The organism is Streptomyces sp. NBC_00620 (assembly GCF_026341825.1).
Classification (GTDB): Bacteria; Actinomycetota; Actinomycetes; order Streptomycetales; family Streptomycetaceae; genus Streptomyces.
Genome location: NZ_JAPENY010000001.1, coordinates 2,329,801 through 2,354,565 on the forward strand (window position 1 = coordinate 2,329,801; position 24,765 = coordinate 2,354,565).

General features: G+C 68.7%; 31 protein-coding genes. 27 read left to right on the forward strand and 4 right to left on the reverse strand.

Going from position 1 to position 24,765, the window contains the following annotated elements; translation table 11 throughout:
- Positions 1–77 precede the first annotated feature (77 nt).
- The 9 genes from OG246_RS10745 (at position 78) to OG246_RS10780 (ending at position 5,714) form a co-directional block, all read left to right on the forward strand.
- The gene (locus tag OG246_RS10745; protein WP_266459288.1) at positions 78–929 is read left to right on the forward strand and encodes a S9 family peptidase; all 852 of its coding nucleotides are present in this window, start codon (positions 78–80) and stop codon (positions 927–929) included.
- Positions 930–1,016: 87 nt separating this feature from the next.
- Entirely contained in the window at positions 1,017–1,271 is a 255-nt protein-coding gene (locus OG246_RS10750) for a MoaD/ThiS family protein (protein ID WP_266459291.1), read from the forward strand.
- Between the two features lie 8 nt (positions 1,272–1,279).
- On the forward strand, positions 1,280–2,479 hold the full coding sequence (locus OG246_RS10755) for a hypothetical protein (protein ID WP_266459294.1): 1,200 nt from the start codon (positions 1,280–1,282) through the stop codon (positions 2,477–2,479).
- Between the two features lie 140 nt (positions 2,480–2,619).
- Positions 2,620–3,363 (forward strand): DUF2993 domain-containing protein, encoded by a 744-nt coding sequence (locus tag OG246_RS10760; RefSeq protein ID WP_266459297.1) that lies wholly within the window; start codon positions 2,620–2,622, stop codon positions 3,361–3,363.
- A gap of 219 nt (positions 3,364–3,582) precedes the next feature.
- A complete protein-coding gene (locus OG246_RS42885; protein ID WP_350310325.1) occupies positions 3,583–3,663 on the forward strand; it encodes a putative leader peptide in 81 nt (26 codons plus the stop codon).
- Between the two features lie 145 nt (positions 3,664–3,808).
- Positions 3,809–4,648, forward strand: a complete 840-nt coding sequence (locus OG246_RS10765) for a sulfurtransferase (protein ID WP_266459300.1) — start codon at positions 3,809–3,811, stop codon at positions 4,646–4,648.
- A 36-nt stretch (positions 4,649–4,684) separates the two neighbouring features.
- Entirely contained in the window at positions 4,685–4,972 is a 288-nt protein-coding gene (locus OG246_RS10770) for a DUF1416 domain-containing protein (protein WP_054232391.1), read from the forward strand.
- A gap of 87 nt (positions 4,973–5,059) precedes the next feature.
- On the forward strand, positions 5,060–5,320 hold the full coding sequence (locus tag OG246_RS10775; protein ID WP_266459303.1) for a DUF3099 domain-containing protein: 261 nt from the start codon (positions 5,060–5,062) through the stop codon (positions 5,318–5,320).
- A 10-nt stretch (positions 5,321–5,330) separates the two neighbouring features.
- Entirely contained in the window at positions 5,331–5,714 is a 384-nt protein-coding gene (locus OG246_RS10780; RefSeq protein WP_266459306.1) for a VOC family protein, read from the forward strand.
- Positions 5,715–5,746: 32 nt separating this feature from the next.
- Here the strand turns inward: OG246_RS10780 and OG246_RS10785 are convergent, their stop codons facing one another.
- Positions 5,747–6,109 carry a DsrE family protein gene (locus OG246_RS10785; RefSeq protein ID WP_266459308.1) on the reverse strand — a complete coding sequence of 121 codons (363 nt, stop codon included), beginning with the start codon at positions 6,107–6,109 and terminating at the stop codon, positions 5,747–5,749.
- Between the two features lie 193 nt (positions 6,110–6,302).
- On the opposite strand from OG246_RS10785, the gene OG246_RS10790 reads away from it, so the two are divergent.
- From OG246_RS10790 to OG246_RS10835, 10 genes are all read left to right on the forward strand, one after another.
- Positions 6,303–7,037: a hypothetical protein gene (locus tag OG246_RS10790; RefSeq protein ID WP_266459311.1), complete on the forward strand. Its 735-nt coding sequence runs from the start codon at positions 6,303–6,305 to the stop codon at positions 7,035–7,037.
- Positions 7,034–7,888, forward strand: coding sequence for a hypothetical protein (locus OG246_RS10795; RefSeq protein ID WP_323178287.1), 855 nt, complete (start codon positions 7,034–7,036; stop codon positions 7,886–7,888). Before OG246_RS10790 ends, OG246_RS10795 begins: the two co-directional genes overlap by 4 nt.
- A 203-nt stretch (positions 7,889–8,091) precedes the next feature.
- Positions 8,092–8,907 carry a hypothetical protein gene (locus OG246_RS10800; protein WP_266464078.1) on the forward strand — a complete coding sequence of 272 codons (816 nt, stop codon included), beginning with the start codon at positions 8,092–8,094 and terminating at the stop codon, positions 8,905–8,907.
- 215 nt (positions 8,908–9,122) lie between these two features.
- Positions 9,123–9,698, forward strand: coding sequence for an FABP family protein (locus tag OG246_RS10805; protein ID WP_266459314.1), 576 nt, complete (start codon positions 9,123–9,125; stop codon positions 9,696–9,698).
- Between the two features lie 90 nt (positions 9,699–9,788).
- The gene (locus OG246_RS10810) at positions 9,789–10,139 is read left to right on the forward strand and encodes a response regulator transcription factor (RefSeq protein ID WP_266459317.1); all 351 of its coding nucleotides are present in this window, start codon (positions 9,789–9,791) and stop codon (positions 10,137–10,139) included.
- A 21-nt stretch (positions 10,140–10,160) separates the two neighbouring features.
- Positions 10,161–10,589 carry a Fur family transcriptional regulator gene (locus OG246_RS10815; protein WP_266459320.1) on the forward strand — a complete coding sequence of 143 codons (429 nt, stop codon included), beginning with the start codon at positions 10,161–10,163 and terminating at the stop codon, positions 10,587–10,589.
- A 133-nt stretch (positions 10,590–10,722) separates the two neighbouring features.
- Positions 10,723–11,457 (forward strand): hypothetical protein, encoded by a 735-nt coding sequence (locus OG246_RS10820; protein WP_266459323.1) that lies wholly within the window; start codon positions 10,723–10,725, stop codon positions 11,455–11,457.
- A 36-nt stretch (positions 11,458–11,493) separates the two neighbouring features.
- A protein-coding gene (locus OG246_RS10825; RefSeq protein ID WP_266459326.1) for an IS5 family transposase occupies positions 11,494–12,353 on the forward strand; the annotation gives its coding sequence in 2 pieces (ribosomal slippage) (positions 11,494–11,731 and positions 11,731–12,353; 861 coding nt in all).
- A gap of 182 nt (positions 12,354–12,535) precedes the next feature.
- Complete coding sequence (locus tag OG246_RS10830; RefSeq protein WP_266459329.1) at positions 12,536–13,705, forward strand: transposase; 1,170 nt, start codon at positions 12,536–12,538, stop codon at positions 13,703–13,705.
- A gap of 104 nt (positions 13,706–13,809) precedes the next feature.
- Complete coding sequence (locus OG246_RS10835; RefSeq protein WP_266459332.1) at positions 13,810–14,775, forward strand: folate-binding protein YgfZ; 966 nt, start codon at positions 13,810–13,812, stop codon at positions 14,773–14,775.
- A gap of 6 nt (positions 14,776–14,781) precedes the next feature.
- Here OG246_RS10835 and dtd read toward each other — a convergent pair whose 3' ends face one another.
- Positions 14,782–15,207 (reverse strand): D-aminoacyl-tRNA deacylase, encoded by a 426-nt coding sequence (gene dtd, locus OG246_RS10840; RefSeq protein ID WP_266459334.1) that lies wholly within the window; start codon positions 15,205–15,207, stop codon positions 14,782–14,784.
- A 218-nt stretch (positions 15,208–15,425) separates the two neighbouring features.
- Between dtd and OG246_RS10845 the strand changes: the two genes are divergently transcribed.
- The 3 genes from OG246_RS10845 to OG246_RS10855 all read left to right on the forward strand — a co-directional run bounded on the left by OG246_RS10845 (position 15,426) and on the right by OG246_RS10855 (position 18,606).
- Positions 15,426–16,091, forward strand: a complete 666-nt coding sequence (locus OG246_RS10845; RefSeq protein WP_266459336.1) for an AmfC protein — start codon at positions 15,426–15,428, stop codon at positions 16,089–16,091.
- Positions 16,092–16,218: 127 nt separating this feature from the next.
- Positions 16,219–17,205, forward strand: coding sequence for an asparaginase (locus OG246_RS10850; protein WP_266459339.1), 987 nt, complete (start codon positions 16,219–16,221; stop codon positions 17,203–17,205).
- A gap of 147 nt (positions 17,206–17,352) precedes the next feature.
- Entirely contained in the window at positions 17,353–18,606 is a 1,254-nt protein-coding gene (locus tag OG246_RS10855; RefSeq protein ID WP_266459341.1) for a GNAT family N-acetyltransferase, read from the forward strand.
- A gap of 198 nt (positions 18,607–18,804) precedes the next feature.
- Here OG246_RS10855 and OG246_RS10860 read toward each other — a convergent pair whose 3' ends face one another.
- A complete protein-coding gene (locus tag OG246_RS10860) occupies positions 18,805–18,990 on the reverse strand; it encodes a hypothetical protein (protein ID WP_266459344.1) in 186 nt (61 codons plus the stop codon).
- 207 nt (positions 18,991–19,197) lie between these two features.
- Here OG246_RS10860 and OG246_RS10865 point away from each other — a divergent pair, with 207 nt between their 5' ends.
- Positions 19,198–20,121: a winged helix-turn-helix domain-containing protein gene (locus tag OG246_RS10865; RefSeq protein WP_266459347.1), complete on the forward strand. Its 924-nt coding sequence runs from the start codon at positions 19,198–19,200 to the stop codon at positions 20,119–20,121.
- Between the two features lie 42 nt (positions 20,122–20,163).
- Here OG246_RS10865 and OG246_RS10870 read toward each other — a convergent pair whose 3' ends face one another.
- Positions 20,164–20,352, reverse strand: coding sequence for a hypothetical protein (locus OG246_RS10870; protein WP_266459350.1), 189 nt, complete (start codon positions 20,350–20,352; stop codon positions 20,164–20,166).
- A gap of 170 nt (positions 20,353–20,522) precedes the next feature.
- On the opposite strand from OG246_RS10870, the gene OG246_RS10875 reads away from it, so the two are divergent.
- The 4 genes from OG246_RS10875 to OG246_RS10890 all read left to right on the forward strand — a co-directional run bounded on the left by OG246_RS10875 (position 20,523) and on the right by OG246_RS10890 (position 24,622).
- Entirely contained in the window at positions 20,523–21,404 is an 882-nt protein-coding gene (locus tag OG246_RS10875) for a winged helix-turn-helix domain-containing protein (RefSeq protein WP_266459353.1), read from the forward strand.
- Between the two features lie 44 nt (positions 21,405–21,448).
- Positions 21,449–22,156, forward strand: coding sequence for an HAD family hydrolase (locus OG246_RS10880; RefSeq protein WP_266459356.1), 708 nt, complete (start codon positions 21,449–21,451; stop codon positions 22,154–22,156).
- A gap of 130 nt (positions 22,157–22,286) precedes the next feature.
- Entirely contained in the window at positions 22,287–23,372 is a 1,086-nt protein-coding gene (locus OG246_RS10885; RefSeq protein WP_266459359.1) for a phosphotransferase, read from the forward strand.
- A 377-nt stretch (positions 23,373–23,749) separates the two neighbouring features.
- Entirely contained in the window at positions 23,750–24,622 is an 873-nt protein-coding gene (locus OG246_RS10890) for a GntR family transcriptional regulator (protein WP_266459362.1), read from the forward strand.
- Positions 24,623–24,765: the final 143 nt, after the last annotated feature.

The following is a 24,765-nucleotide window of genomic DNA, read 5'->3' on the forward strand; positions in this document are numbered from 1 at the left end:
GTATACAACGGTTAAGAAAGCACAAAAGGACCCGGGGGCTACTCTGCCCGAGTCCTCTGGCCGTCAGAATAGCCCACATGAGCTCAGGTTCGGCAGGTCAAGTCACGGGATCTCCCCATCGTCCATCCCTTGAGACGACCCGGCGCACCCCTTTGCGGAGGTTTCTGCGTACGGTCGACGACGTCACGATCGATGCGGCGTACGACCCTGGAACGCGGCCATCCGGTGACTTGGCGATCGTCGTCGCGCACGGTTTCACGGGCGATCTGGACCGCCCGCACGTGCGCCGCGCGGCGGACGCCCTGGCCCGGAATGCGGCGGTCGTCACTTTCTCCTTCCGTGGTCACGGCAGATCCGGCGGCCGGTCCACCGTCGGCGACCGCGAGGTCCACGATCTGGCGGCCGTGGTCGCCTGGGCGCGGGAACTGGGGCACGAGCGGGTGGTGACCGTCGGCTTCTCGATGGGCGGTTCCGTGGTGCTGCGGCACGCGGCGCTGTACGGGGCGGCGGGGCAGGAGCACGGGGGGCGTACGGAAGCGCGTACGGACGCGGTGGTTTCGGTGAGCGCACCGGCCCGCTGGTACTACCGGGGGACGGCCCCTATGCGGCGCGTGCACTGGCTGGTAACCCAGCCGATGGGCCGCGCCGTCACCCGCTGCTACCTGCACACCCGGATCCACGGCCGCGGCTGGGACCCGGTCCCCGCCTCCCCGGTCGAATCGGTCCCGCTGATCGCGCCGACACCGCTGCTGATCGTCCACGGCGACATCGACGGCTACTTCCCCGTGGACCACCCGCGGATGCTTGCCGAAGCCGCCGACGGGCACGCGGAACTGTGGCTCGAGCGGGGAATGGGTCACGCCGAGCACGCGGCCGACGACGAGCTGCTGGCCCGCATCGGGGAATGGGCAGCCACCCACGCGGGCTAGCCTGACCGTGTTCACAGCGACCACTGAATTGACGACCGACCACTGATTCACGACCGACCACTGATTCGCGACTGACTGAGGAACGAGATGGCAAAGGGCACGGTGCGGTACTGGGCCGCCGCCAAGTCCGCGGCCGGCGTCGCCGAGGAGCCGTACGAGGCCGAGACCCTCGCCGAGGCGCTCGACGCGGCCCGCGAGCGACACCCCGACGAACTCCCCCGCGTCCTGCGGCGATGCTCGTTCCTCATCGACGGTGACCCCGTGGGGACCCGCGGGCATGAGACGGTACGGCTGGCCGAGGGCGGCACGGTCGAGGTGCTCCCGCCGTTCGCAGGAGGGTGACCGAGACGATGAGCAACCAGCCGTATGAGCCCCCGTACGAGCCTTCGTACGACTCCCCGTACGAGGGATACGACCCGTATCAGCAGCCCCAGCAACCCCAGCAGCCCGCGCCGCAGCCCGAGTGGCAGCAGCACACGCAGCAGTGGGAGGGGCAGACCTGGGAGACGCAGGCGCACGTTCCGGTGACCGCGGCGGACACGGCGTATCTGCCTCCGCAGGGGTACGGAACCGTAGGGCAACCTCTGCCGCCCGAGACGCCGGGGTACGGGTGGACGCCTGCTCCCGAGCCCTCTGCTCATGAGGCGCCCGGTGCCGCGGCCGGGGGGTGGGAGAGGGAGCCCGGCGCTGCGGGTTCCGTTGTGCCCACCCGTTCCGCCCCGAGCGGAACGCATGCCCACAGCGGAAGCGGCGGCCCTGACTACGGCCCCCCGACCATCACCGGCAACCCCCGCGTCACCGACGCCCAGCGCGCCCGTGCCGAGGGCCGGTCGCCGATCATCGAACCCGGGATCCAGCCCGCCGCGCTCACCGCGCTGCTCGGGCTGCTGCTCTCCGGTACGGCGGCGGTCGGGCAGTACGCCCTCGTCGTACCCCTCGTACTGCTGCAGGCCGTCACCGCGGCCGGATGGTTCCGGCTGAACGGGATGTGGCCGGCCCGGCAGGGCATCGCGCTGGCGTTCGCGGGCGCGCTGACGGCGGACGTGGCGCTGCTCGCCGCGGGCCGGGAGAACGCGCCCGCCGCGATCCTCGGCACCCTGGGCGTGTGGGTCCTGCTCACCCTGGTGCTTCAGCTGCGCAGTCACGCCGACGCGGACACCCGCATGTCCGGTCTGATGGCGACCGTCGCCTCGGCGGCCCTGGCGATCGTCGCGACCGGGTATCTGGCCGCCGAGCCGGACGCCGTGACGGTGGGCGCCGCCGCGGTCGCCGTGGCGGTCCTCGCCCGCGCGCTGCCGCTGCCCACGGCGGCCTCCGTCGTGGTGGCACTGCTGGCCGCCACGGGCGCCGGAATCGCGGTCGGCGGGATCACGGACATCGGCACGCAGGGCGCCTTCATCGGCCTCGGCGCGGGCGTCTGCGCACTGATCGGCCACCGCGTCGCCAGCTACGACTACCCGTCCCGCTTCGTCCACTTCACCGCGGGCGTCGCCCTTCCGCTGGCCGTCGCGGCCCCGGCCGTCTACCTGCTGGGGCGCGCCTTCGGCTGAGCCTCCAGGCACCGGCTGATCGTCACAGGTGATCGACAACTGTCCCGAAGAGCCCCCGATTCGGGGGTTCTTCGGGTTTAGGCTCGCGCTGGACGGCCACTCAGGCCGTTGAGACCTGGCCGAGACGGGGAACCCCGAGCATGCGCGCACTGCGAATATTCCTGATCGTCGCTGTCATCCTGGGCGGCCTGTTCGTCATCGCGGACCGGGTGGCGGTCGGTTTCGCGGAGGACGAGGCGGCGGACCGGATCAGGACCACCGAGGGCCTGGCCAGCACCCCCGACGTGTCCATCGAGGGCTTCCCCTTCCTCACCCAGGTCGTCGGCGGCGAGTTCGACGACGTGAAGATCGGCATCAAGGACTACGAGGCGTCGACGACCGGCACGGGCGACGCCGTCAGCTCCATCCGCATCGACGACCTCAACGCCGAGATGCACGGCGTGGTCTTCAGCGGCGACTACAGCTCCGCCACCGCCAGCACCGCCACCGGCACCGCGACCATCTCGTACGCCGAGCTGCTGAAGGCCGCCCAGTCCGGGCCCACGGATGTCACGACCGGCGTCACCGCCGAGGTCGTCGGCCTCTCCGACGGCGGCAACGGCAAGATCAAGGTCTCCGTCGAGGCGACCGTCCTCGGCACCAAGCTGCCCCAGCCGGTCTCCGTGCTCAGCTCGGTCAGCGTCGAAGGCGACACGGTGAAGGTGCACGCCGACTCGCTGCCGAATCTGGGCGTCGACCTCGCCGAGGACACGGTCCGCACGGTCACCGACTTCGAGCAGAAGATCGACGAACTGCCCGGCGGCATCCAGCTCGACAAGGTCGTGGCGGCCAAGGACGGCGTCGACATCTCGGTGAAGGGTTCGGACATCAGGCTGGTCGGGTAGGAGGGTCCCCGGGCCTCCCCGGGGTGGATTGTTCGTCCGAAGAGCGAGACGTTCCCGTCCGTCCAGCAGATGTGATGGCGGATACAACACGGGCACAGGCGCCCGAAAACCGTACGGACACGGCCCGGTCGATCCACTCATCCCACATTGCGGACGATCGCGTCTCAGCATCCGACACGCCGGTGACATGCCCGCCTGTCCGTCCCTACGATCGGACACATGAAGCGTCAGGCGGATCTCACGAAGCGGCGGGCAGTAGACCTGTGCCGCGTCGCCGCCATGCTCTGTCGCACCTTCTGAGCGGAAGCTTCGTTACTTCCGCGAGCCGGGCCCTTCGACCTCCTGCGTCGGGGCCACCCCTGCGCCGCACAGCCGCCAACGGCATGACCGCGCACCCCTCTCCACACGCACCGCCCCGCCGCAACTGCCCCGGAGGAGAACAAGCATGAGCCGCAGCGACGTCCTGGTAGACGCCGACTGGGTCCAGGACCACCTGGAAGACCCCAGCGTGGCCATCGTCGAGGTCGACGAGGACACGTCCGCCTACGAGAAGAACCACATCAAGAACGCGATCCGGATCGACTGGACCAAGGACCTCCAGGACCCGGTACGCCGTGACTTCATCGACCAGGAGGGCTTCGAGAAGCTCCTGTCGGCGAAGGGCATCGGCAACGACACCCTCGTCGTGCTCTACGGCGGCAACAACAACTGGTTCGCCTCGTACGCCTACTGGTACTTCAAGCTGTACGGCCACGAGAACGTGAAGCTTCTCGACGGCGGCCGCAAGAAGTGGGAGCTCGACTCCCGCGACCTGGTCGTCGAGGTGCCCGAGCGCGCCGCGACCGACTACAAGGCCAAGGCCCAGAACACCGCGATCCGCGCCTTCCGCGACGACGTCGTGGCGGCCATCGGCTCGCAGAACCTGGTCGACGTGCGGTCGCCCGACGAGTTCAGCGGCAAGCTGCTCGCCCCGGCCCACCTCCCGCAGGAGCAGTCGCAGCGTCCGGGTCACGTCCCGTCCGCGCGCAACATCCCGTGGTCGAAGAACGCCAACGACGACGGCACCTTCAAGTCGGACGACGAGCTCAAGGAGCTCTACGCCGAGGAGCAGGTCGACCTCGCCAAGGACACGATCGCGTACTGCCGTATCGGTGAGCGTTCCGCGCTCACCTGGTTCGTGCTGCACGAGCTGCTCGGTGTGGAGAACGTCAAGAACTACGACGGCTCCTGGACCGAGTACGGCTCCCTGGTCGGCGTCCCGATCGAGCTCGGCGCCAACAAGTAACCCTCGAAGTCAAGGCCTGAAGGACGGAAACGAAACATGTGTGGAGCGAAGGCCGGCGGCCCCGACGCCTCGACGATCAAGCCCGGTGAGACCACGATCCAGGGCCAGGTGACCCGCGACGGCGAGCCCGTCACCGGTTACGTACGCCTCCTGGACTCGACCGGTGAGTTCACCGCGGAGGTCCCCACCTCCGCGACGGGCCAGTTCCGCTTCTACGCGGCGGAGGGCACCTGGACCGTACGGGCCCTGGTCCCCGGAGGCACCGCGGACCGCACGGTCGTCGCCCAGACGGGCGGCCTCGCCGAGGTCGCCATCGCCGTCTGACGGCACCGAAACACACTGAGGGGCCGCACCCCGGGGCTGGACGCTCGGGGGGCGGCCCTTTGGCGTGCGCGGGCCTACGCTGGAGGTATGTACGCACGACGGCGTCACGTGTACTTCGCCATGATGGGGACGTGCATCGGGTTGTTCGTCCTGGCCTGGGCGGTCGTACGGATCTGGTCGATTCCCGTGGCCGTGGGGATGTGTGTGGTGGCGATGGTGATCCCGCCGCTGGCCGCGATGGCGGCCAACCGGCGGGGACCCGACGACCGCTGGTGGGACGACCCTTCGGGTGATCCCAAGTCCGACGACTGGTGGGACGAGCTGGACGGGAAGAAGCGGCGCCAGTAGGAAGGGACCCATGTCGCCCGTGAGGCTGTCCACCGTCGCGTTCGAGGCCCCCGACGCGCATGCGCTCGCCGGGTTCTACATGCGGCTCCTCGGCTACGTGGTCCGCGCGGAGGAGCCCGACTGGATGCTGATCGGCCCGCCCCAGGGCGGTACCGCGCTCGCGTTCGAGACCTCGCGCGGCTATGTCCCGCCGGTCTGGCCCGCGGGCCCCGGCGACCAGCGCATGATGCTCCACCTCGACATCGAGGTGGACGACCTGGCGGCGGAGACGGCCCGCGCCCTCGCCGAGGGCGCGAGACTGGCCGACTACCAGCCGCAGGAGGACGTACGGGTCCTTCTCGACCCGGCGGGGCATCCGTTCTGCCTCTGGGTGCAGACGCCTCAGCAGTCCTAGCCGCCTCAGCCGCTTCCGAGGCTTCAGCCGCCTCAGTAGACGAGCGCCTGCGTCTCCTCCGCCATCGCTTCCTGTACGAACACCTGGGCGCCCGCGATGCGTACGCCCTCCAGGACGTCCTTCTCGGTGATCTCGCGCCGGGCCGCGCACTGCGTGCACAGGGTGATGCGGCCTGCCGCCAGGATCGAGTCGATCAGATCGGGCAGCGGCGCCGCGTGCGGCAGCTCGAACTCGGCGGCGCGGCCCGGCAGCGCGAACCACGCGGACTCCCCGGTCAGCCACAGGGACACCTCGACACCGCTGGCCACGGCCACCGCCGCGACCGTGAACGCCTGCGAGCAGCGCTCGGGCGCATCGGCCCCAGCCGTCACCTTGATCACGAGCTTCTTCGCCATGCCCGAATCGTAGTCGCGCGGTAGTCCGAACCGTGATCAGCTCCCGTGCAACCCAAGGCGCCGGCCATGAGTCTCCTGTGCGCGCGGATACGGAATCCGTGCTTCGCGTTCGTGGGGGGACGTTGTGGAAGTACCCGAAGTGCCCGAACTACCCGAAGAGCCTGGGATATCCGAAGAACCTGGGATATCCGCGGTGCCCGAGGTTGTGCCCGCTCCCGCGCGGCGCCGGCGACGGGGTCGTACGACCCTGTTGATCGCCGCGGCCGCGGTGCTCGGGCTCGGCGCCGGTACCTGCGCCGGTTTCCTGATCCAGGCCGACCGCGAGCCCACCAAGCTGCCGTCGCTCTCGCAGCCGGTGCTGACGCAGGCCAAGGGTGAGGGACCCGAGCCCCTGTCGGCCGCGCAGGACCACCAGGTGAAGACCGACGGCGACCTGCGCAAGCTGCTGCTCGCGAAGCCGAAGGGGGCGAAGGAAGCCGACTGGCTCACCGGTGACGGCTGGATGGACATCGCCGAGTACGCGGACATGTTCGAGAAGCCGGACGGCGCCTTCGAGGAGCTGGCCGGCGAGGAGTTCCGGCGCGTCGCCGAGACCGGCTGGAGCGTGGGCAGCACGTACACCGTCGACATCCGGCTCGTTCAGTACCGCCAGGAGGAGTACCTCGCCGCCGCGGAGGCGGCCGACGACGGCCACTACTGGGCGCAGGACGAGGACGGCACCGACAGCTGGGCCATTCCCGGCACACGTGACGGCATGGCGTACGTCCACACCAAGGCCGATACAGAGCCCGGCTACCTGCCGTTGTACGGGGCCGAGGCGCACGCCTACCGCGGTGACATCGCCGTGGAGATCTGGGTCTACGACACCAAGCCGATCTCCAAGGCGAAGATCATGGACTTGGCCGAGCGGCAGGTGGGACGGCTGTGAGCGAGCAGATCGAGCAACCTGTGAACCCGGGGCCTGTGGGTGAGTTCGGCCCTGTGGAGCCCGTACCGGAGCCCGTACCCGAGGTACTGGACTCCGCTCCTGAGTCACCGGAACCCGCGCCCGGCAAGAAGCCCGTGCGCTGGGGCCGTATCGCCGCCGTCGCCGGTTCCGTGGTGCTGCTCGGTGCCGTTGTCGCGGGCGCCGGGTACACGGTCGTGACCGTCGGCGACGCCGACCGGGACGCGGGCGCGCCCACCTGGACCTTCCCGAAGGCCGCGAAGGACGACGCCAAGACGGCGAAGGCGGCCTCCGGACTGGCCGCGATGCTCGTGCCGTACGACACCGACGGCTGGACCCGGGGTCCGGACATCGCCGAGTACGGCTCCGACGCCTCACTCAGCGGGGCCCAGGCCGCCGCCCTGCGCAAGAAGGCGCTGAGCGACCTGCCCCGTTCCGAGCGGCGGCAGCTGGAGAAAGAGATCGACAAGCAGCGCACCAAGGGCATGGCGATGCGCAGCTACGCCGATGGCGTCTCCACCGTGAGCATCGTGCTGGCGCAGATGGAGGACAAGAAGGCGGTCCGGGGCATGTCGACGTTCCAGAACGAGTTCTTCGACGCCCTCGGCACCTCCCGCAAGGGACCGAAGATCGAGGGCTACAAGAACGCCGAGTGCTTCCTGCCGGACACGGACTCCGACGAGAAGCTCGACATGATGGTCTGCTCCGCCTACCAGGGTGACGTGCTGGTCAGCGCCACCGCGTACGGGGTCAAGCCACTGGACACCAAGGGAGTCGCCGCGCTGCTGCGCGAGCAGCTCGACCGCATCGCGGAGCCGGGGGAGGCGGTATGACGACCGAGCAGAGTGAACAGGCAGGGCAGGGCGAGCAGGGCGAGCCGTCGGTGCCGGTGCCGGTGCCGGTGCCGGTGCCGGTTGAGGATCAGGTGCCGGTCGCGGATCAGCCTCCGGCTGAGGAGTCGGCGGAGGAGTCGGCTGAGGCGTCGGCGGAGGAGTCGGCTGAGGCTCCGGCAGAGACGCCGGCTCCCCTGCCACCCATGCCCGAAGCACCGCCCGCCGTGGTCTTCGAGCCCGTCCCGCCCGTCAAGAAGGACCGCCGGGTCCTCCGTGCCGTCCTGCGCTGGACCGCCGCCGTCGTGGTCTTCGCGGCGGTCGGTACCTCGGCGGCGTACGGCATCACGCGGATGGAGCGCACCGACGTACCGGGTCTGGCGACCGAGCCGGACGGGCGCTGGGAGTACCCGACGATCAGCAAGCCGCCGCTGCCCTCCGGCAGCCCGGGTCCGTTCGCCGAGGAGAACACGGCCGGCGCCCACTACGCCGACCTGCGGAAGCTCGTACTCCCGGCTCCGAAGGGCGCGAAGGCCGACGCGGCGCTGCGCGGCGAGGACGGCTGGCTGGCGACGAAGACCTTCCTGACGGAGTACTCCACGAAGTACGAGCGGGACTCCGTCGGGCAGCTGCTGACCGACTACGGGCTGCGGCACATCGCGGCGCGCGGGTGGACCACGCCGGACGGCACGCACACGCGGATCTACCTGCTGCAGTTCGGCACCGCGGCCGTGGCCGACGAGCTGGTCTCCAACGAGCTCATGAGCTTCAACTCCCCGGTGTACGCGGCGCGCGGTACCGAATTGGTCAGCGCGGACGCAGGTCTCGCGGAGGTCGCCCAGGTCCCCGACGTCACGCGCTACGCGTACGCGGAGACCAAGCCGTACGGCCCCGAACAGGTCCGTCAGGCGTACCTCTCGGCGGCGGACACCATCGCCGTGGTCCTGCAGTCCCGCAAGGGCACCGCGAAGGCCATCCCGTTCCAGCAGACGGTGGTTCTGCAGAGTCAGCTGCTCGGCTGAGCCCGGACCTGAGAGAGAAGGCCGGGCCCCAGCCGTCTAAGCTGGGGCCCGGCCCTTTACCGCCTTCACCGTGTCACCCGAGGAGCACCCCGTGCTTGAGGCATTCTTCGAAGCCCTGCTGGCCCTTGTCTGTGTCGGCGTTCTCGCCTTCGCCGGGCTGACCGTGAAGAAGCTGTACCAGGGCCAGCGCTGACCCCCACGAAGAAAAGCTGCTCATGATCGAGATCCCGTCCGACCTGCACAAGGACCTGCTCCCCATTGCCTTCCTGCTCGGCAACTGGGCAGGCGCGGGTGTCCACGACTTCCCCGGCTCCGAGAAGTGCAACTTCGGGCAGGAGGTCACCTTCACCCATGACGGGCGGGACTTCCTGGAGTACCACTCGCACACCTGGGTCCTCGACGCCGACGGGAACAAGGTCAGGCCCCTGGAGTCCGAGTCCGGCTTCTGGCGGATCGACGCCAACCGCAAGGTCGAGGTCGTCATGACCCGCGACGACGGTGTCGTGGAGATCTGGTACGGCGACCTGGCCGCCAAGCAGCCGCAGATCGACCTGGTCACGGACGCCGTGGCGCGCACCGCCGCGTCGGGCCCGTACACCGGTGGCAAGCGGCTCTACGGGTACGTGAAGAGCGACCTCATGTGGGTCGGCGAGAAGCAGACCCCCGAGGTCGAGCTGCGCCCCTACATGTCCGCGCACCTGAAGAAGGTCGTCACCTCGGAGGACGTCGAGCGCTGGGCCAAGGCCCTCCCGGACGACATGCCGGACGACGGCATCGCGTTCTTCAAGTAGGCGATCTTCCCGGGACCGGCTTCGGGCGCTCTTAAGCAGCACACAGACGAACTTCACGCTGTTCTGACCGGGGTCGGCAACTCTGCTGGAGTGACCGGCCCCACAGCTGTTTCCCGCAGTACCCACGGCGCTCCCGGCGCCCCCAGCGCCAAGGTGCTCGTCGTCGACGACGAGCACGCCGTCCGCGAGCTGCTCGCGGAAACGTTCCGCCTGGCCGGCTTCGACGTCACCGCCGTCGCCAGCGGGGTCGCCGCGCTGAACACCGCGTATGCCGAGCCCCCCGACCTCGTCGTCCTCGACATCCGCCTCCCGGACTTCGACAGCCTGGAGGTCGCCCGCATCCTGCGCGACGACGGCCACGACGTCCCGGTGGTCTTCCTCCCCAAGCCCTTCGTCCTCGAGAACATCGTCACGCGCGTACGGCAGATCCTGACCGCCTAGCAGCGGCCTACACTGGGCGGCGTGGTAAGCACCGACTGGAAGAGCGATCTGCGGCAGCGCGGTTACCGGCTGACCCCGCAGCGGCAGCTTGTGCTCGAAGCGGTGGACACGCTGGAGCACGCCACCCCGGACGACATTCTGGTCGAAGTGCGCAAAACGGCGTCGGGCGTGAACATCTCGACGGTCTACCGGACGCTGGAGCTCCTCGAAGAGCTCGGCCTGGTCAGCCACGCGCACCTCGGGCACGGCGCCCCGACGTACCACCTGGCCGACCGGCACCACCACATCCACCTGGTGTGCCGGGAGTGCAAGAACGTCATCGAGGCCGACACCTCGGTCGCCGCCGAGTTCACCGCGAAGCTCCGCGCGACCTTCGGCTTCGAGACCGACATGAAGCACTTCGCGATCTTCGGCCTCTGCAAGGACTGCTCGCTCAAGAATTCAACATGATTCTTGCGAGCATCCCCGGGCTGCGTCGTGGCAGCCCCGTCTCGGCCGTCTCTTTCTGATCTTGCAGGTCACGCATGATCAAAGGAGACCGCCCGGACTGGGTGCTGTCGGTGGGTGCCGTAGCGTCGGAGGAATGATCTCCGAGCCGACGGGCCAGGCCGCGGGTCCCTACGTTGCAGCCTTCTTGCCGCGGCTGCGGATGTCCTTCCGGGCTGCGCGCGAGCCGGTCATGGAACCGGTGTCGAAGTTCGGAGGGCAGCCGGTCTGGCTGGATGGACCGGCCTGGCCGGTGCATCCGCGTTCGGGCGAGCCCCTTGTGTTCATCGGCCAGTTCCGGGTGCCAGGCGACGAGGTGCGCCTCGCATACCTGTTCCTGCACGAGGAGGGCATGGACATGAGCGGCACCGCACCGGAGGACGGCGAGGCCGTCGTTCCGGTCCAGCCGGGTGGGCGGATACCGTCCTTCGCGTCGGTCGGGTCCCCCAGCACTCGGGGGCGAACCCTGTGGCGGTGGGGTCCGGACTACGAGGAAGTTCCCGTCGAATGGCTGACGGACCTGACTCCGATGCCGCCGGAACTCGACGAGGTAGCGAACCAGGCCGCGGCCTGCTCCCGGTACTTGCGGGGCGAGGGCCCAGACGCCGAATTCCCCGAGGAGGAGTGGCCCAAGGACTTTCTGGGGGGCGAGGCCGTCTATCCCAACGACCGGGCCTTCGGTATCGACCCCTCCTGGCTGTTCCTCTGCCAGTTCGAGGATCGGGGTGAGGCGAAGGCGGACCCGTTCTTCCTCAACTTCGGCTACGGAAGCGGCTTCCTTTTCCTCAGCTCCGATCACCTTGAAGGCCGGTTCATGTGGGACTGCAGCTAAACGCTTTCTCTCTGATCATCTGATCGTGGTTGATACGTGTCGTTGACTGACGCGCAGTGGGCGCGGGTCGAACCGTTGTTGCCGGAGCGGAGGCCTCGGCGGGGAGGATGTTGGCGGGGAGGATGTTGGCGTGATCACCGGCAGGTGATCGACGCGATCGCGTTCACGTACCGCACGGGCACGCCGTGGATGAGCCTGCCCGAACACTTCGGATCGTGGAAGGGCGCCCACAACCGGCTGCGTATGTGGGCCACCGACGGGACCTGGAGAAGGTCTTCATCGCTGTCCTTGCCCAGGCTGACGCCGAAGGCGACGTCGACTGGGTCGTCGCTGTCGACTCCACCATCGTCCGCGCTCACCAGCACGCCGCCGGGGCCCGTAATGAGGGGGCACCGGCGGCTGAGCTGGTCGACCATACCCTCGGACGCTCGCGCGGCGGAGTGACGGCAAAGATCCACCTCGCGGCCGACGGCCAATGCCGGCCGCTCGCGTTCGTCATCACCGCGGGCCAGGCTGGTGACGCACCTGCATTCGAGCAGGTCATGGCTTGGATCAGAGTGCCCCGGCGAGTCGGCCGGACACGAACGACACCGGTCGTGGTCCTGGCGGACAGGGCCTACTCGTCCCGAGCGATCCTCTGCCACCTGCGGCGTCGCGGGATCCGGTCGGTGATTCCTCAGCCCGCCGACCAGGCCGCCAGCCGTAAGCGCCGCGGCCGTCTCGGAGGTCGCGCGCCAGCCTTCGATCGCGAGGCCTACAAGCGGCGGACCACTGTCGAACGCTGCATCAACAAACTCGAACAATGGCGCGGCCTGGCCACCCGCTATGAGAAGACCGCCACCATCTACCTCGTCGACCTCCACCTCGCTGCCGTCTTCATCTGGTCAGCGAACTGATCCGAAGGGAACGCCCTAGTTGGGGCGCGGCGCGCATCGGTGTCAGGCCCGGCCGAGCCGGGGGCAAGCTGGGCCATGCCGACGGCGTGAAAATACGTGCACGCGTTCGCGCTGTCGCTGATTCGGTGAAGCCTCTCGGGCTGAGAGTGTGGGCTGATCGTCGGACGGTAGGTTCGGGTGCTGTGAAGCTGGTGGTGCGGGTGAAGCTGCTGCCAACGCCCGAGCAGGCGTTGGCACTTGAGGCGACCCTGCACGCCTGCAATGAAGCGGCCAACTGGCTGTCCGGCCAGGCGTACGGCCACCAGGTGACCTCCCGGGCCCGGCTGCAGGTGATGGCCTACACGGCGTTGAAGGCGCGGGGCCTGTCCGCGCAGCCCGCGTTGCATGTGCTGCGCAAGGTCGCCGACGCCTACGGCACACTGAAGGCGAACCTGAAGGCCGGAAACCTTGGTAAGCCCAGCTCGAAGCGGTATACCAAGGCGACCGGCAAGCCGATTTCCTTCCGTAAGGACGCGGCCCAGCCGTACGACGACCGCTGCCTGTCCTGGCAGACGGCCGACCGAACCGTTTCGCTCTGGACTGTGACCGGCCGGATGAAGAACCTCGCCTTCACCGGCCAGGACGATCAGCTCGCTGTCCTGGCGTCGCACCGCAAGGGCGAGTCGGACCTGCTTTACCGAGGCGGGCAGTGGTACCTGATCGCCACGTGCGAGATCGACGAGGCGGAGGTGAACGCCCACCCGGCGTCCTTCCTCGGGGTGGACATGGGGATCGTGAACATCGCCTCCACCTCCACCGGCAAGCGTCACTCCGGACGGCATCTCAACCGGCGCCGTGAGGCGGACCGGAAGCTGCGCTCCAAGCTGCAGAAGAAGGGCACGAAGTCGGCCAAGCGGCGGGCGAAGAGGCATGCGGGAAAGGAAGCCCGCCGGGCCCGGGACATCAACCACAAGATCAGCAAGAGCATCGTGGCGGAGGCTCAACGCACCGCACAAGGGATCGCCCTGGAAGACCTGGGCGGTATCCGCGAGCGGGCACGGCTACGCAAGCCCCAACGCGTCACGCTGCACTCCTGGTCCTTTCGCCAGCTCGGCACCTTCATCGCCTACAAGGCCCAGCGCGCCGGAATCCCGCTGGTACACGTCGATCCGGCGAACACCAGCCGCGAGTGCTCCCAGTGCCATCACGTCGACAAACGCAACCGGCCATCCCAGGCTGTCTTCACCTGCAGGTCCTGCGGCTTCGTTGAGCACGCTGACCTGAACGCGTCCCACAACATCGCCGATCGCGGCTGGATGGCGTGGGTCCGCGGGGCCGAGTCACAGGCCCCTGCCCTCGCGCTCATCGCGTGAGAGCTGGACGCAGCCGGGCCTCATCACCGCCAGTGATGACCTGAGCAGCAAGCCCGGGACCTCGGCCTCGGGTAGTTGCCATACCAAGTCGTAGGCTTAGGCATATGAAGAGCCCTCTGCTGTCCCTGCCCGGCGCCGTCTCAGCCGAGGGCGTGGACGAAGGCGTCGCCGCCCACTACGGAGACCTGTTCCGCGAACAGCGTGCCCTCGCGGACGGCTCCGGCTTCGTGGACCTCTCGCACCGCGGCGTCGTCACCGTCACCGGGGACGACCGGCTGACCTGGCTGCACCTGCTGCTCACCCAGCATGTGACTGACCTCCCGGTGGGCCTGGCCACCGAAGCGCTGATCCTCACCGCGCACGGACACATCGAGCACGCGCTGTACCTCGTCGACGACGGCACCACGACCTGGGCCCATGTGGAGCCCGGCAGCCAGGACGCGCTGATCGCGTACCTGGAGTCCATGAAGTTCTTCTACCGGGTCGAAGTCGCCGACCGGACGGACGAGTTCGCGGTCGTGCACCTGCCGGCCGGCTCCATCGCCGAGGTCCCGGAGGGTGTCGTCGTACGCGAGACGCCGTACGGACGTGATCTCTTCCTCCCGCGTACGGAGCTGGAGTCGTACGCCGCCAAGAGCGGTCCGGCGGCCGGGCTGCTCGCGTACGAGGCCCTGCGTGTCGAGAGCCACCGGCCGCGCATCGGCTTCGAGACCGACCACCGCACCATCCCGCACGAGCTGGGCTGGATCGACAGCGCGGTCCATCTGCAGAAGGGCTGCTACCGGGGTCAGGAGACCGTCGCCCGCGTACAGAACCTGGGCAAGCCCCCGCGCCGGCTCGTCTTCCTCCACCTCGACGGCAGCGAGGTCCATCTCCCGCCGCACGGCACCGAGTTGCGCCGCGCGGACGAGGGCCCCGACGGCCGGAAGATCGGCATCATCACCACCTCCGTACGCCACCACGAGCTGGGCCCGATCGCCCTTGCGGTCATCAAGCGGAACGTGCCGCTGGACGCACCGCTGCTCGCGGACACCACGGCGGCGGCGCAGGAGGTCGTGGTCGAGCCGTAGCCGCGGCTACATCTCCAGCAGGACCGTGAACGGGCCGTCGTTCGTCAGTGAGACGCGCATCTTCGCGCCGAAGCGGCCCGTCGCCACCGTCGCGCCCAGGGAACGGAGTTGGGCGACGACCTCGTCGACCAGGGGCTCCGCGATGTCGCCGGGGGCGGCCGCGTTCCAGGTGGGGCGGCGGCCCTTGCGGGCGTCGCCGTACAGGGTGAACTGGCTGATGACCAGCAGCGGAGCGTCGATGTCCGAGCAGGAGCGCTCCTCGCTCAGCATGCGAACCGACCAGAGTTTGCGGGCGAGTTGGGCCGCCTTCTCCTTGGTGTCCTCGTGGGTGACCCCGACGAGGACGCACAGCCCCTCGCCGCTGATCTCGCCGACCGTCTCGCCTTCGACGACGACGCTCGCGCCGTCCACTCTCTGCACCACCGCACGCATGCGGACCATCATGCCGTGCGCGCGGACGGGCACCCGGTGCGGGCCCTTCGTGTGATTTCTCAGGTTCGCCAAACCCCCATCTGGGGCCGATCGGGGGCACTCGGTCACATAGCGACCACTCGGGGTGGCACCATGCGGGGTGTTGCGGTGCATTCATGGGCGCATCCATGGCGCATTCATGGGATGGACCGCGCCGGTCGAGGGGACGGTAGAGGCACATGAGCACACCGAGTAGTGGGCAGCCGCCCGGGGTCGTGTCACTGACCCGTACGAGCCCGCGGGCGGGACGGACAGAGCGGGCGACGGGAATGACGGCCCGGCCGCCGGTCCAGCGCATCGACAGCCCACTGTCCCCGGAAGGTCCACAGCACGACCTGGCCCTGCTGCGGCTGCCCGAGCTGCGCGTGCTGCGCCGGGACGCCCAGCGGGACGAGGCCGACCTCAGCTATGTGCGGCGGCTGCTCCAGGGGCGCATCGACATCCTGCGGGCCGAGCTGGCGCGCCGCGGGGGAGTGCGGGCGCCCGGTGCGGGGCAGCCGCGGGTCGTCGGTTCGGGGGAGCTGTCGGTCATCGAGCGGCTCTCGGAGATCCTCACGGACGCGCCCGCCCGGCACCGTTCCTCGGCCCGCCATGTGACGGTGGGCACACCGCACGGCGAGGAGTACCGGCGGCTGGCCTCGGACATGCTCTCCGAGGTGGAACTGTCGGACCTCGACGCCCGTACGGACGAAGAGCTCGGCGCCGGAATGGGACGGCTCGTGCGGTACGAGCAGCAGGTCTCCCGGCGGCGCCAGCAGCTCCAGCGCACGGCGGACGACTGCAGCGCCGAGATCGCCCGCAGGTACCGTGAGGGCGAAGCGCAAGTCGATGACCTGCTCATGTGACGGACCTGTTCGCGTGGCGGACGTGTTCGTACGACGGACCTGTTCGTGTGACGTGGCGCCCCGGTGATCCCGGGGCTGTCCCGGTACGGCTGCCGGGGCGGGTCTCCGTCACGGAAGGCCACCGCCGATGTCCGCCGCCCGCCCTGAAGTCCCTGTGCCGTCTGCCATACCCCTTGCACCTCCTGTCCTCGCCGAGGTCGTACGTTCCGGTTTCGTCGAGGGCCGCCACCGGGGCAGCCTGGTGCTGCTGGCCGCGGACGGGTCGGTCGAGCTGGCGCTCGGCGATCCGGCGGTGCCGGTGTTCCCGCGTTCGTCGAACAAGCCCATGCAGGCGGCGGGGATACTGCGCGCCGGGCTCGACCTCGCCGGAGAGCGCCTGGCCCTCGCCGCCGCCAGCCACTCCGGAGAGATCTTCCACCGCGACCTCGTACGGAAGATGCTGGGCGAGCACGGGCTGACCGCCGCGCAGCTCCAGTGCCCGCCGGACCTCCCGCTGGACCGGGTGGAGGCGGAGACCTACCTCGCCGCGGGCGCCGTACGCGACCGGGTCACCATGAACTGCTCGGGCAAGCACACTGCGATGCTGGCGGTGTGCGCGCAGCGGGGCTGGCCGCTCGACTCGTACCTGGACCCCGGGCACCCGCTCCAGCGGCAGATTCACTCCGTGGTCGAGGAGTCGGCCGGGGAGTCCGTCGCCGCGGTGGGTACGGACGGGTGCGGGGCGCCGCTTCTCGCGATCACCCTGACCGGCCTGGCCCGCGCCTTCCGCTCCTTCGTCCTCGCACCCCCCGGCTCCGCGGAACGCCGCGTCGCCGACGCCATGCGCGCCCACCCCGAGTACGTCGCCGGCACCCGCCGTCCCGACACCTGGCTGATGCGCGAGGTGCCGGGCGCCCTGTCCAAGATGGGCGCGGAGGCCGTCCAGGCGGTTGCCCTGCCGGACGGGCGGGCGCTCGCGTTCAAGGTCGAGGACGGCGGGGGGCGGGCACTGGGGCCGGTGCTGGCGAGGGCGTTGGGGTTGCTGGGCGTGGACGCACCGGTGGTGACGCGGATCGGGCGGGAGCCGTTGACGGGTGGGGGGAGGGAGGTGGGGGAGGTGCGGGCGGCGTTCTGAGGTTCTAGCCCGTCCGGCGTTTGAGGACGAGCGCGCAGCGCGACAGGGGGGTCTGGGGGCGCAGCCCCCAGGAACGGGACGGGTAGGGGCGGAGGGGGCGAGAAAAATCCCCGCGACACCCCACCGTCGTACACCTAGCGTGTTCCCATGACCCACCGCGACGCCATCGACGTACGAGCGATCACCGAAGCCGAGACACCGGACTGGATCCGCGCCCTGAACACCGGCTTCCTGCGCTCCCCCGCGGTGACGGAGACCGAGATCGCGGACCGGAGCTCGTACATCATCCCGGAGCGAACCCTCGCCGCGTTCGACGCAGGCCGCTGCGTCGCGACCTTCAGATCGTTCCCGCAGGAGCTCACCACGGTGGGCGGAACCCCCGTCCCGGCGGACGCGATCACGAACGTCACCGTGACCGCCACACACCGCCGCCGAGGCCTCCTCACCCGCATGATGGCGACGGACCTCGCGGCGGCCAGGGAACGCGGCGACGTGGTGGCGACGCTCATCGCCGCCGAGTACCCGATCTACGGCCGGTACGGCTTCGGCCCCGCCACCACCGCCGCCGAGTGGACCATCGAGGTACCCAGGACAGGCCTCGACCCCCGCTGGTCGGGCCCGGCCGACGGCGCCCGTATCGACCTCGTCGACGGCGAGGACGTCCGCAAGATCGGCCCCGAACTGCACGAACGGCTCAGGCGCACCCAGCCGGGCGCGGTCAGCCGCGACGAGCGCTGGTGGCAGACCAACACCGGCGTGCTGATCCTGGACCGCGCACCGTGGACGGAGCCGTTCTACGCCGTGTACCGCTCGGCGGCCGGCGAGGTCGAGGGCCTCGTCTCGTACGAGTCGGACGACAAGTGGCACGACAAGCAGCCGCACGACACGGCGGACGTGAACTGGCTGATCGCGGTGACGCCGGCGGCGGAGCGCGCCCTGTGGCAGTACCTCTGCTCGATCGACTGGATCACCAAGGTCAAGACGGGCTGGCGGTCCCCCGACGACCTGCTGCCGCACTTCCTGCCCGACCCGCGCGCGGCCAGGATCTCCACGCAGGCGGACTGGCTGTGGGTGCGGATCCTGGATGTCGTACGGGCTCTGGAGGCGCGTACGTACGGCGGTACGGGGACGCTGGTGCTGGAGGTGACCGACCGGGACGGGCTGTCCGCCGGGCGGTACCGGCTGGACGCCGGGCCGGACGGGGCGGCCTGCGCGCCGACCACGCAGAACGCCGAACTCACGCTGGACGTGGGCGAGTTGGCGCGGCTGTGGCTCGGGGACGAGTCGGCGGTACGGCTCGCTGCGCTGGGGCGGGTCCGGGAAGAACGAGCGGGCGCCGCCTCCGTGGCCGACGCCCTGCTGCGCACGTCCAGGCGACCGTGGTGCCCGGACATCTTCTGAACCAGTGTGCGGGTGGTGCTTTTTTCCGTGGCTCCTGCCGGGTGCTCCTTCCGTGCGGGCGAAAGCCGTTGATCCGTAGCTGTTGTGCTGATCCGTAGCTATTCAGTTGTGGTTGTGGGTGGTGCTGACTGACCGGGCTCCCGGCTCCCCTCCAGGGGGGAGCCCGGTCAGCCGGACCGTCCGGGCGGTGGCGCCCGTTCAGCCGGACTGGGCGAGCAGCATCACGAGGATCACAGCTCCGATGCCGCTGATCATGTTGTTCTTGGCCTTGATGCCGACGGTCAGCGCGACGAACGCGATGATGCCCATCGGCCCGTACTTCCACTGGATGAGCTGTTCGAATCCGATGGCGAGGGCGGCGACGATGATGGCGATGAGCGGCATGACGGTCCCTCCTTGGGGACGGGGCGAGCGGACCCCCGCTGGGATCCGTCCACCTGGTCGACAGTTGCGACCCTGGCGGCCAACCCCCGGGAAGTTTGACCATGTTGCTCAAGTTGGTGACCAACTCAATGGTAGTTATCTCCGCGTTGGGTCGACTCATAACCACCTATCAGGTAACTGCCCAAAGATGGCGGGAAGTTGTAGGGTTTGGTCGTGGACCAGGAACTCGCCGCCGTCAACGGGCGGAACAGGTCGCCACGGCCACTGACGTCGCACCGCGAGGTGGCCGACGAGCTGCGCAGCCGGATCAGGTCCGGTCAGCTGCGGGCCGGACAGCGCATGCCCACGCAGGCCAAGCTGGCGGACGAGTTCGGCGTCGAGCGCGGGGCCGTACGGCAGGCGCTGCGCATCCTGCAGTCGGAGCGTCTGCTCGTCAATGTGTCCAAGGGGAGCCCGGCGACCGTGGCGGACGACCTGGGCAGGGTCCTGACCGGTCCCGAAGCTCCGCCGCAGCCCACCACGGTGGCGCTCGGCGCGCGGATAACGGAGGCCTTCTCGGCCTCTCATGTGGAGATCGACGCGCTGTGCCTGACGTCGATCTCACTCACCCTCGCCATGAGCGAACCGCTGCGTCAGATCCACGCCGAGCGAATAAAACCAGCCAGGATCGATGTCCGCGTCATGCTCCCCAGCGGCGACATCCCCCTTGCCTTTCCGGCTCCGGTGGAGGCGACGGCCGAGGGCCAGCCCCCCGACGGCCGGCTCCAGCGCAACTGGCTGGCCAACCGCAACGCCCAGGGCCAGGTGCTGCGCCACAACCTGCTCGCGCTGCGCGCCACGCACGGCATCGAGGTCAACGTCACCTTCCGCGCGCTTCCCTTCACGCCGCCCGTGAAGCTGTACCTGCTCAACGGGTCCGAGGCGCTCTTCGCGTACTACACCCTCACCAAGCGCGAGGAGGAGATCGATCACGTGCACCTGGAGATGTACGACGTCCAGGGCACCCAGTCCATGCTCTTCCCCTTCGTACAGGGGGCCGGGCTGCGGGACACGACCTTCGTCGAGCAGTCCCACCTGTGGTTCAACGCACTGTGGGAGACCATCAGTTCCGAGCTGGTGCTCACGAACTGAGGTCTCCCGGGTGGGAGTGGGTCCGGTTGGGATCCACGCGGGTCAGAGGGCGGGTCCCGCGACCATCAGGGCGAGCACGACCGCCCCGATGGAGTAGCAGGTGGGGCTCTTCGCCTTGATCCCGATGGTGAGCAGCAGCAGTCCGACGATGCCCGACGGGCCGTAGTGCCATTGGACGAGCTGCTCGAAGCCGACGACGAAGACGGCGGAGAGGAGGGCGATGACGGGCATGGTGGTTCCTCCTGCTTCTGAGGGAGACGGGCCGGTTGGGAGGAGGGGAGGCAAAACTTCCGCCAACTTGACCAAGTTGGCAACCAACTATGCTTAAGTTGTCCCCACTTGGCTGGTACTCATAAACAACTTTCAAACAACTCCCCATAGATGGATGGGAGTTGTAGCGTTTGGTCGTGACCCAGGAGAACGTGGCAGTGAACGGCAGCAGAAACTTCTCGTCCCAGGACATCGCCGACGCCCTGCGGGACCGCATCCGCGCCGGTGACCTCAAGGCGGGCGACCGCCTGCCCACCCAGGCGGAGCTGGCGGAGGAGTTCGGCGTCGAGCGCGGCACCGTCCGCCAGGCCCTCAGCTCCCTCCAGAGCGACGGGCTCCTCAGCAACACCGGCAGGGGCAGCCCGCCGCGGATCGCCGAGGTGCCGGCCGTCCGCGACGAACCCCAGACGACGATGGTGGGCCTGGCGCCGCGCCTCGCCGAGGCGTTCGCGGCCCCGCACGTCCGCATAGACGCGGCATGCCTCACCGCGGAGACCCTGATGCTGGCCCTCGGTGAACCGGTGCGCCTGATCCACGAGGGCACCATCCTCCCGAAGTCGATCGACGTCCGGATCCTGCTGCCCTCCAGGGACATCACCCTGGCGTTCCCGGTCCCGGTGGAGGGCCGCACCGACGACGACCCGGTCCACAAGCGCTGGCTCGCCCAGCGCAACGCCCAGGGCCACGTCCTGCGCCACAACCTCCAGACCCTGCGCCACTCGCACAAGATCGACGTCCGCGTGACCTTCCGCGCCCTGCCGTTCACCCCACCGGTGAAGCTGTACCTCCTCAACGAGTCGGAAGCGCTGATGGGGTACTACATGATCACCAGACGCGAGGAGACGGTGGACACCGGCGGAGTACTCGACATGTACGACGCCCTCGGCTCCACCTCGCTGCTCTTCTCCTTCGAGAAGCAGGCCGGCCATCGCGATGCCTCGTTCGTGGAGGAATCCCAGAAGTGGTTCGATGCCCTCTGGGAAACCATCACCACTGACCTGACACTCTCCTAGTGACTCCTGATACGACGCAGCCCGATACGACACAGTCCGAACCGGTGACAGCAGAGACAGAGAACCTGCGGGAAGTGATCAAACGCGCCCGCGTCGTGCTCTTCGACTTCGACGGGCCGATCTGCCGGCTGTTCGCGGGGCATTCCGCGGAGGATGTGGCGAAGGATCTGGTCGCGTGGCTGGAGGGGCAGGGGTTGCGGGGGCTGCTCAGCGAGGAGGAGCGGGTCCATCCCGACCCGCATGTCGTTCTTCGCGTCGTCAACAAGCGGCATCCGCACAGCGATCTGGTGGTCGAACTCGAGGAGTTGCTCACCCAGCACGAGCTCAAGGCGGTGCCGTCCGCCTGGCCGACCCCGTTCGCGGATCCGCTGATACGGACGTGGACCGCTGTCGGCGTCCGCCTCGCCGTGGCCACCAACAACTCGCCCCGTGTGGTGGCCCGTTACCTCGAGAGCCGCGACCTCACCGAGTGCTTCGCCCCCAACGTCTACGGCCGCACCCGAAACCTGGACCACCTCAAGCCCCACCCGCACTGCCTCAACCGGGCGCTGAACGCCCTGGGTGCCGCCCCTTCGGCCGCCCTCATGATCGGCGACACTCCGTCGGACTTCCTCGCCGCCCGGGAAGCGGGGGTTCCGTTCCTGGGCTACGCGCGTAACGCCACCAAGGAGAAGGAGTTGAGGAAGGCTGGCGCGGAGGTGATCGTCGGCTCCCTCGAGCCAGTACTCCAGGTGCTGCGCGGCGAACTCTGAGTTCTGGACGCGCTATCGCTCACTGAAGTGACGGCCAAGATCTGACGAAACGGTTCTGACACGCTACGACACGTCGAGGGGGTAGCGTGCCTCCACCTTCCGCCGACTGGTCTCAGAGAGAAACGGGGCGATGTCACCCGAAGCGCCCGAAATCCCGCCGCGTGTCGCAGCCGCGAGTGCTGCCCTCGACGCGGTCGAGGGTCCCCTCAGCGGATACCACCACGAGACGTATGTGTTTCCACTGCCGGCCGAGGCGGGGACGGGCTTCCAGGGGCGGTGGAAGTGCCGCGAGCCGCGCGCGAACCTGCTCTGGTTCGACCGGCGTTGCTTCGAGTCGGAGGAACGCCTGCTGTACGAGCTGCAACGGCGGATCGACGTCATTCCCGAGGTCGCCCGGATGGGCGGCGACGTGGACCTGCAGCGGTTCATCGAGGGTTCGACGCTGGGCGCGCTGCATCCGTCCGGCCGAGCCGTTCCGGACGAACTCGTCGAACAGATCCTTGGCCTGTTCAGGCAGTTGGGGACTGTCACCGCGTCCACTCTGCTCGTTGAGCGGAGGTGTACGCCCCAGGACCGCGCGGAGGACGGAGACAGCGCGGGTTTCCTCGACAGGCTCATCTGTTTCACTCAAGAGCAGGTGTATGAACGGAATCTGATCGAGTACAAAGGCCTGTTCGCCGATCTCGGGCTCGACCCCGAGGCCTTTCGGCAGCTCAGGAAGAGGGTGGCGGGACTTCGGGACCGGCCGTTCTGTCTCCTCCACGCGGATCTGCACCGCGAGAACTTCATCGTTGACCCGGACGGGAAACTCTGGGCCATCGACTGGGAGTTGGCGATGTTCGGCGATCCGCTCTACGACCTGGCCACCCATCTGCACCTGATGGGGTATCCGCCGGCGCAGGAACGGCTGATCGTTCAGCGGTGGTGCGGGATTGTCGAGGAGGTCCGGCCGGGCAGTTCACGGGGCTGGTGTGACGATCTGCCGCGGCTGCTGGACTTCAAGAAGGCTCAGTCGGTGTTCACCGATGTCATCCGGGCGTCGCAAATCCTGGACACTCAGGGGGAGTTCGATCGCCAACGGCTGCGCCGGGCGGCCTGGAAGCTACGGGGGGTGCTGACGGCTGCCGCCGAGCCGTTGGGCCTGGAGTCCGTTCCGGGTCTGTTGGAGACCGAGGCCGCGTTGACGCGCTGGCGAAGCGACCACGAACCTACCTGAGCCGGTGTTCCGGAGGCTCGGAGACCGGTTCCGAGCCTCCGTCCGAAGGCTGGGTGATGCCCTCCGTCGTCGGTCGAGGGCTCCCGCCCCGCAGCCGTTGGGACCGTCGGTTGCGGAGCCAAAGCCTCAGAGCCTCGAACGCCCACTGCATCACCAGTGTCATGGCGACCGCGACAGCGTTCCACAGCAGTTGAAAGAGCATGGACCCCCACCCTTCTTGCCACTTTCAGTGAAGCGATCAACTGGCCGACCAATTGGACTGGTTGCCTTGAATTGGGTCTGCCCGTGTACGTAGATCCCTTAACTGACGGCCGCGTTGGGCCGGTCACCTGACTGAAATTGGTTTGCTCGTCGTCCGGAAGCGGTACGGTCCAGCTGTGAGCGGAGAGGGAGTCGCGGACGGTGGCGGCAGAGAGTTCGAGAGGGTCTCGGACATACTGCGGGAGCGCATGGCCGCGGGCATCTACCCGTTGGGAACCCTGCTGCCCCCTCAGCGCTTCCTGGCCGAAGAACTCGGGGTCTCCCGGGACACCGTGCAGCGCGTCCTGAAGGCGCTGCGCAACGAAAAGTGGATCGAGACCCGGCAGGGCAGTGGATCCAGGGTGGTCAAGGCGCAGCGAATCCACTCGTCGGGGACGCGGAACGCGCGCCCCGCGCAAGCCGTAACGCTGCGATCATTCATCGACGAGGCCTTCGAAGCGTCGGAAGTGACCTTGGACGTCTACACGCTGACATCGGAGTCCCTGGACGCGCACGTTCGTATGCAGGCGGAACGCATACGCGACCGGGAGATCTCCCCCGAGCGGATCGCTCTGCGCATGCTGCTGCCGTCCAGCGAGCTGAGGCTGCCTTACCCGAGTACCAAGGGCGCTCCCGACGACCTGCGTCTTCAGGACCGACTGCACGGAATCACCCAGCGGCATTCGGCGTCGCTGAAAAGCGCGCTGCGGGACCTGCGGGCCGACGGGCTGGTCCCCTTCGTCGATGTCGCGATCCGCCATGTGCCGTTGGCGCCGACATTCAAGCTCTACCTGCTCAACGGTAGCGAGGCACTGCACGGTCCTTACGAGGTGATCGAGCGGAACATCGAGCTGGACGACGGCGAGGAGGTCCTGGCGCTGGACGTCCTCGGACTCGGGGCGACGCTGACCCACTATGAGAAGACCGAAGACCCGGACTACACAGGAAGCGTCTTCGTCAGCAGCATGCAGTCCTGGTTCGACTCGATCTGGGGTGCGCTCGCGAAGTGAGGGAGCCGGCCGACGGTTGCCCATCCCAGGCGTCTCGTACACCTCGGTTACCTCATTGAGACCAACCGCTTCCGGTCTCCGCTCGTGAGTGATCTACGACCCGGCTAGGGTGTGCTCACCTTTCACTTCCAGGAGTGGCCAGT

Bases quoted from the DNA above. Each gene is read 5' to 3' on its own strand.
- OG246_RS10745 (WP_266459288.1), top strand. From the start codon at position 78: ATGAGCTCAGGTTCGGCAGGTCAAGTCACGGGATCTCCCCATCGTCCA.
- OG246_RS10750 (WP_266459291.1), top strand. From the start codon at position 1,017: ATGGCAAAGGGCACGGTGCGGTACTGGGCCGCCGCCAAGTCCGCGGCC.
- OG246_RS10755 (WP_266459294.1), top strand. From the start codon at position 1,280: ATGAGCAACCAGCCGTATGAGCCCCCGTACGAGCCTTCGTACGACTCC.
- OG246_RS10760 (WP_266459297.1), top strand. From the start codon at position 2,620: ATGCGCGCACTGCGAATATTCCTGATCGTCGCTGTCATCCTGGGCGGC.
- OG246_RS42885 (WP_350310325.1), top strand. From the start codon at position 3,583: ATGAAGCGTCAGGCGGATCTCACGAAGCGGCGGGCAGTAGACCTGTGC.
- OG246_RS10765 (WP_266459300.1), top strand. From the start codon at position 3,809: ATGAGCCGCAGCGACGTCCTGGTAGACGCCGACTGGGTCCAGGACCAC.
- OG246_RS10770 (WP_054232391.1), top strand. From the start codon at position 4,685: ATGTGTGGAGCGAAGGCCGGCGGCCCCGACGCCTCGACGATCAAGCCC.
- OG246_RS10775 (WP_266459303.1), top strand. From the start codon at position 5,060: ATGTACGCACGACGGCGTCACGTGTACTTCGCCATGATGGGGACGTGC.
- OG246_RS10780 (WP_266459306.1), top strand. From the start codon at position 5,331: ATGTCGCCCGTGAGGCTGTCCACCGTCGCGTTCGAGGCCCCCGACGCG.
- OG246_RS10785 (WP_266459308.1), bottom strand. From the start codon at position 6,109: ATGGCGAAGAAGCTCGTGATCAAGGTGACGGCTGGGGCCGATGCGCCC.
- OG246_RS10800 (WP_266464078.1), top strand. From the start codon at position 8,092: ATGCCCGAAGCACCGCCCGCCGTGGTCTTCGAGCCCGTCCCGCCCGTC.
- OG246_RS10805 (WP_266459314.1), top strand. From the start codon at position 9,123: ATGATCGAGATCCCGTCCGACCTGCACAAGGACCTGCTCCCCATTGCC.
- OG246_RS10820 (WP_266459323.1), top strand. From the start codon at position 10,723: ATGATCTCCGAGCCGACGGGCCAGGCCGCGGGTCCCTACGTTGCAGCC.
- OG246_RS10835 (WP_266459332.1), top strand. From the start codon at position 13,810: ATGAAGAGCCCTCTGCTGTCCCTGCCCGGCGCCGTCTCAGCCGAGGGC.
- dtd (WP_266459334.1), bottom strand. From the start codon at position 15,207: ATGCGTGCGGTGGTGCAGAGAGTGGACGGCGCGAGCGTCGTCGTCGAA.
- OG246_RS10845 (WP_266459336.1), top strand. From the start codon at position 15,426: ATGAGCACACCGAGTAGTGGGCAGCCGCCCGGGGTCGTGTCACTGACC.
- OG246_RS10850 (WP_266459339.1), top strand. From the start codon at position 16,219: ATGTCCGCCGCCCGCCCTGAAGTCCCTGTGCCGTCTGCCATACCCCTT.
- OG246_RS10855 (WP_266459341.1), top strand. From the start codon at position 17,353: ATGACCCACCGCGACGCCATCGACGTACGAGCGATCACCGAAGCCGAG.
- OG246_RS10860 (WP_266459344.1), bottom strand. From the start codon at position 18,990: ATGCCGCTCATCGCCATCATCGTCGCCGCCCTCGCCATCGGATTCGAA.
- OG246_RS10870 (WP_266459350.1), bottom strand. From the start codon at position 20,352: ATGCCCGTCATCGCCCTCCTCTCCGCCGTCTTCGTCGTCGGCTTCGAG.
- OG246_RS10885 (WP_266459359.1), top strand. From the start codon at position 22,287: ATGTCACCCGAAGCGCCCGAAATCCCGCCGCGTGTCGCAGCCGCGAGT.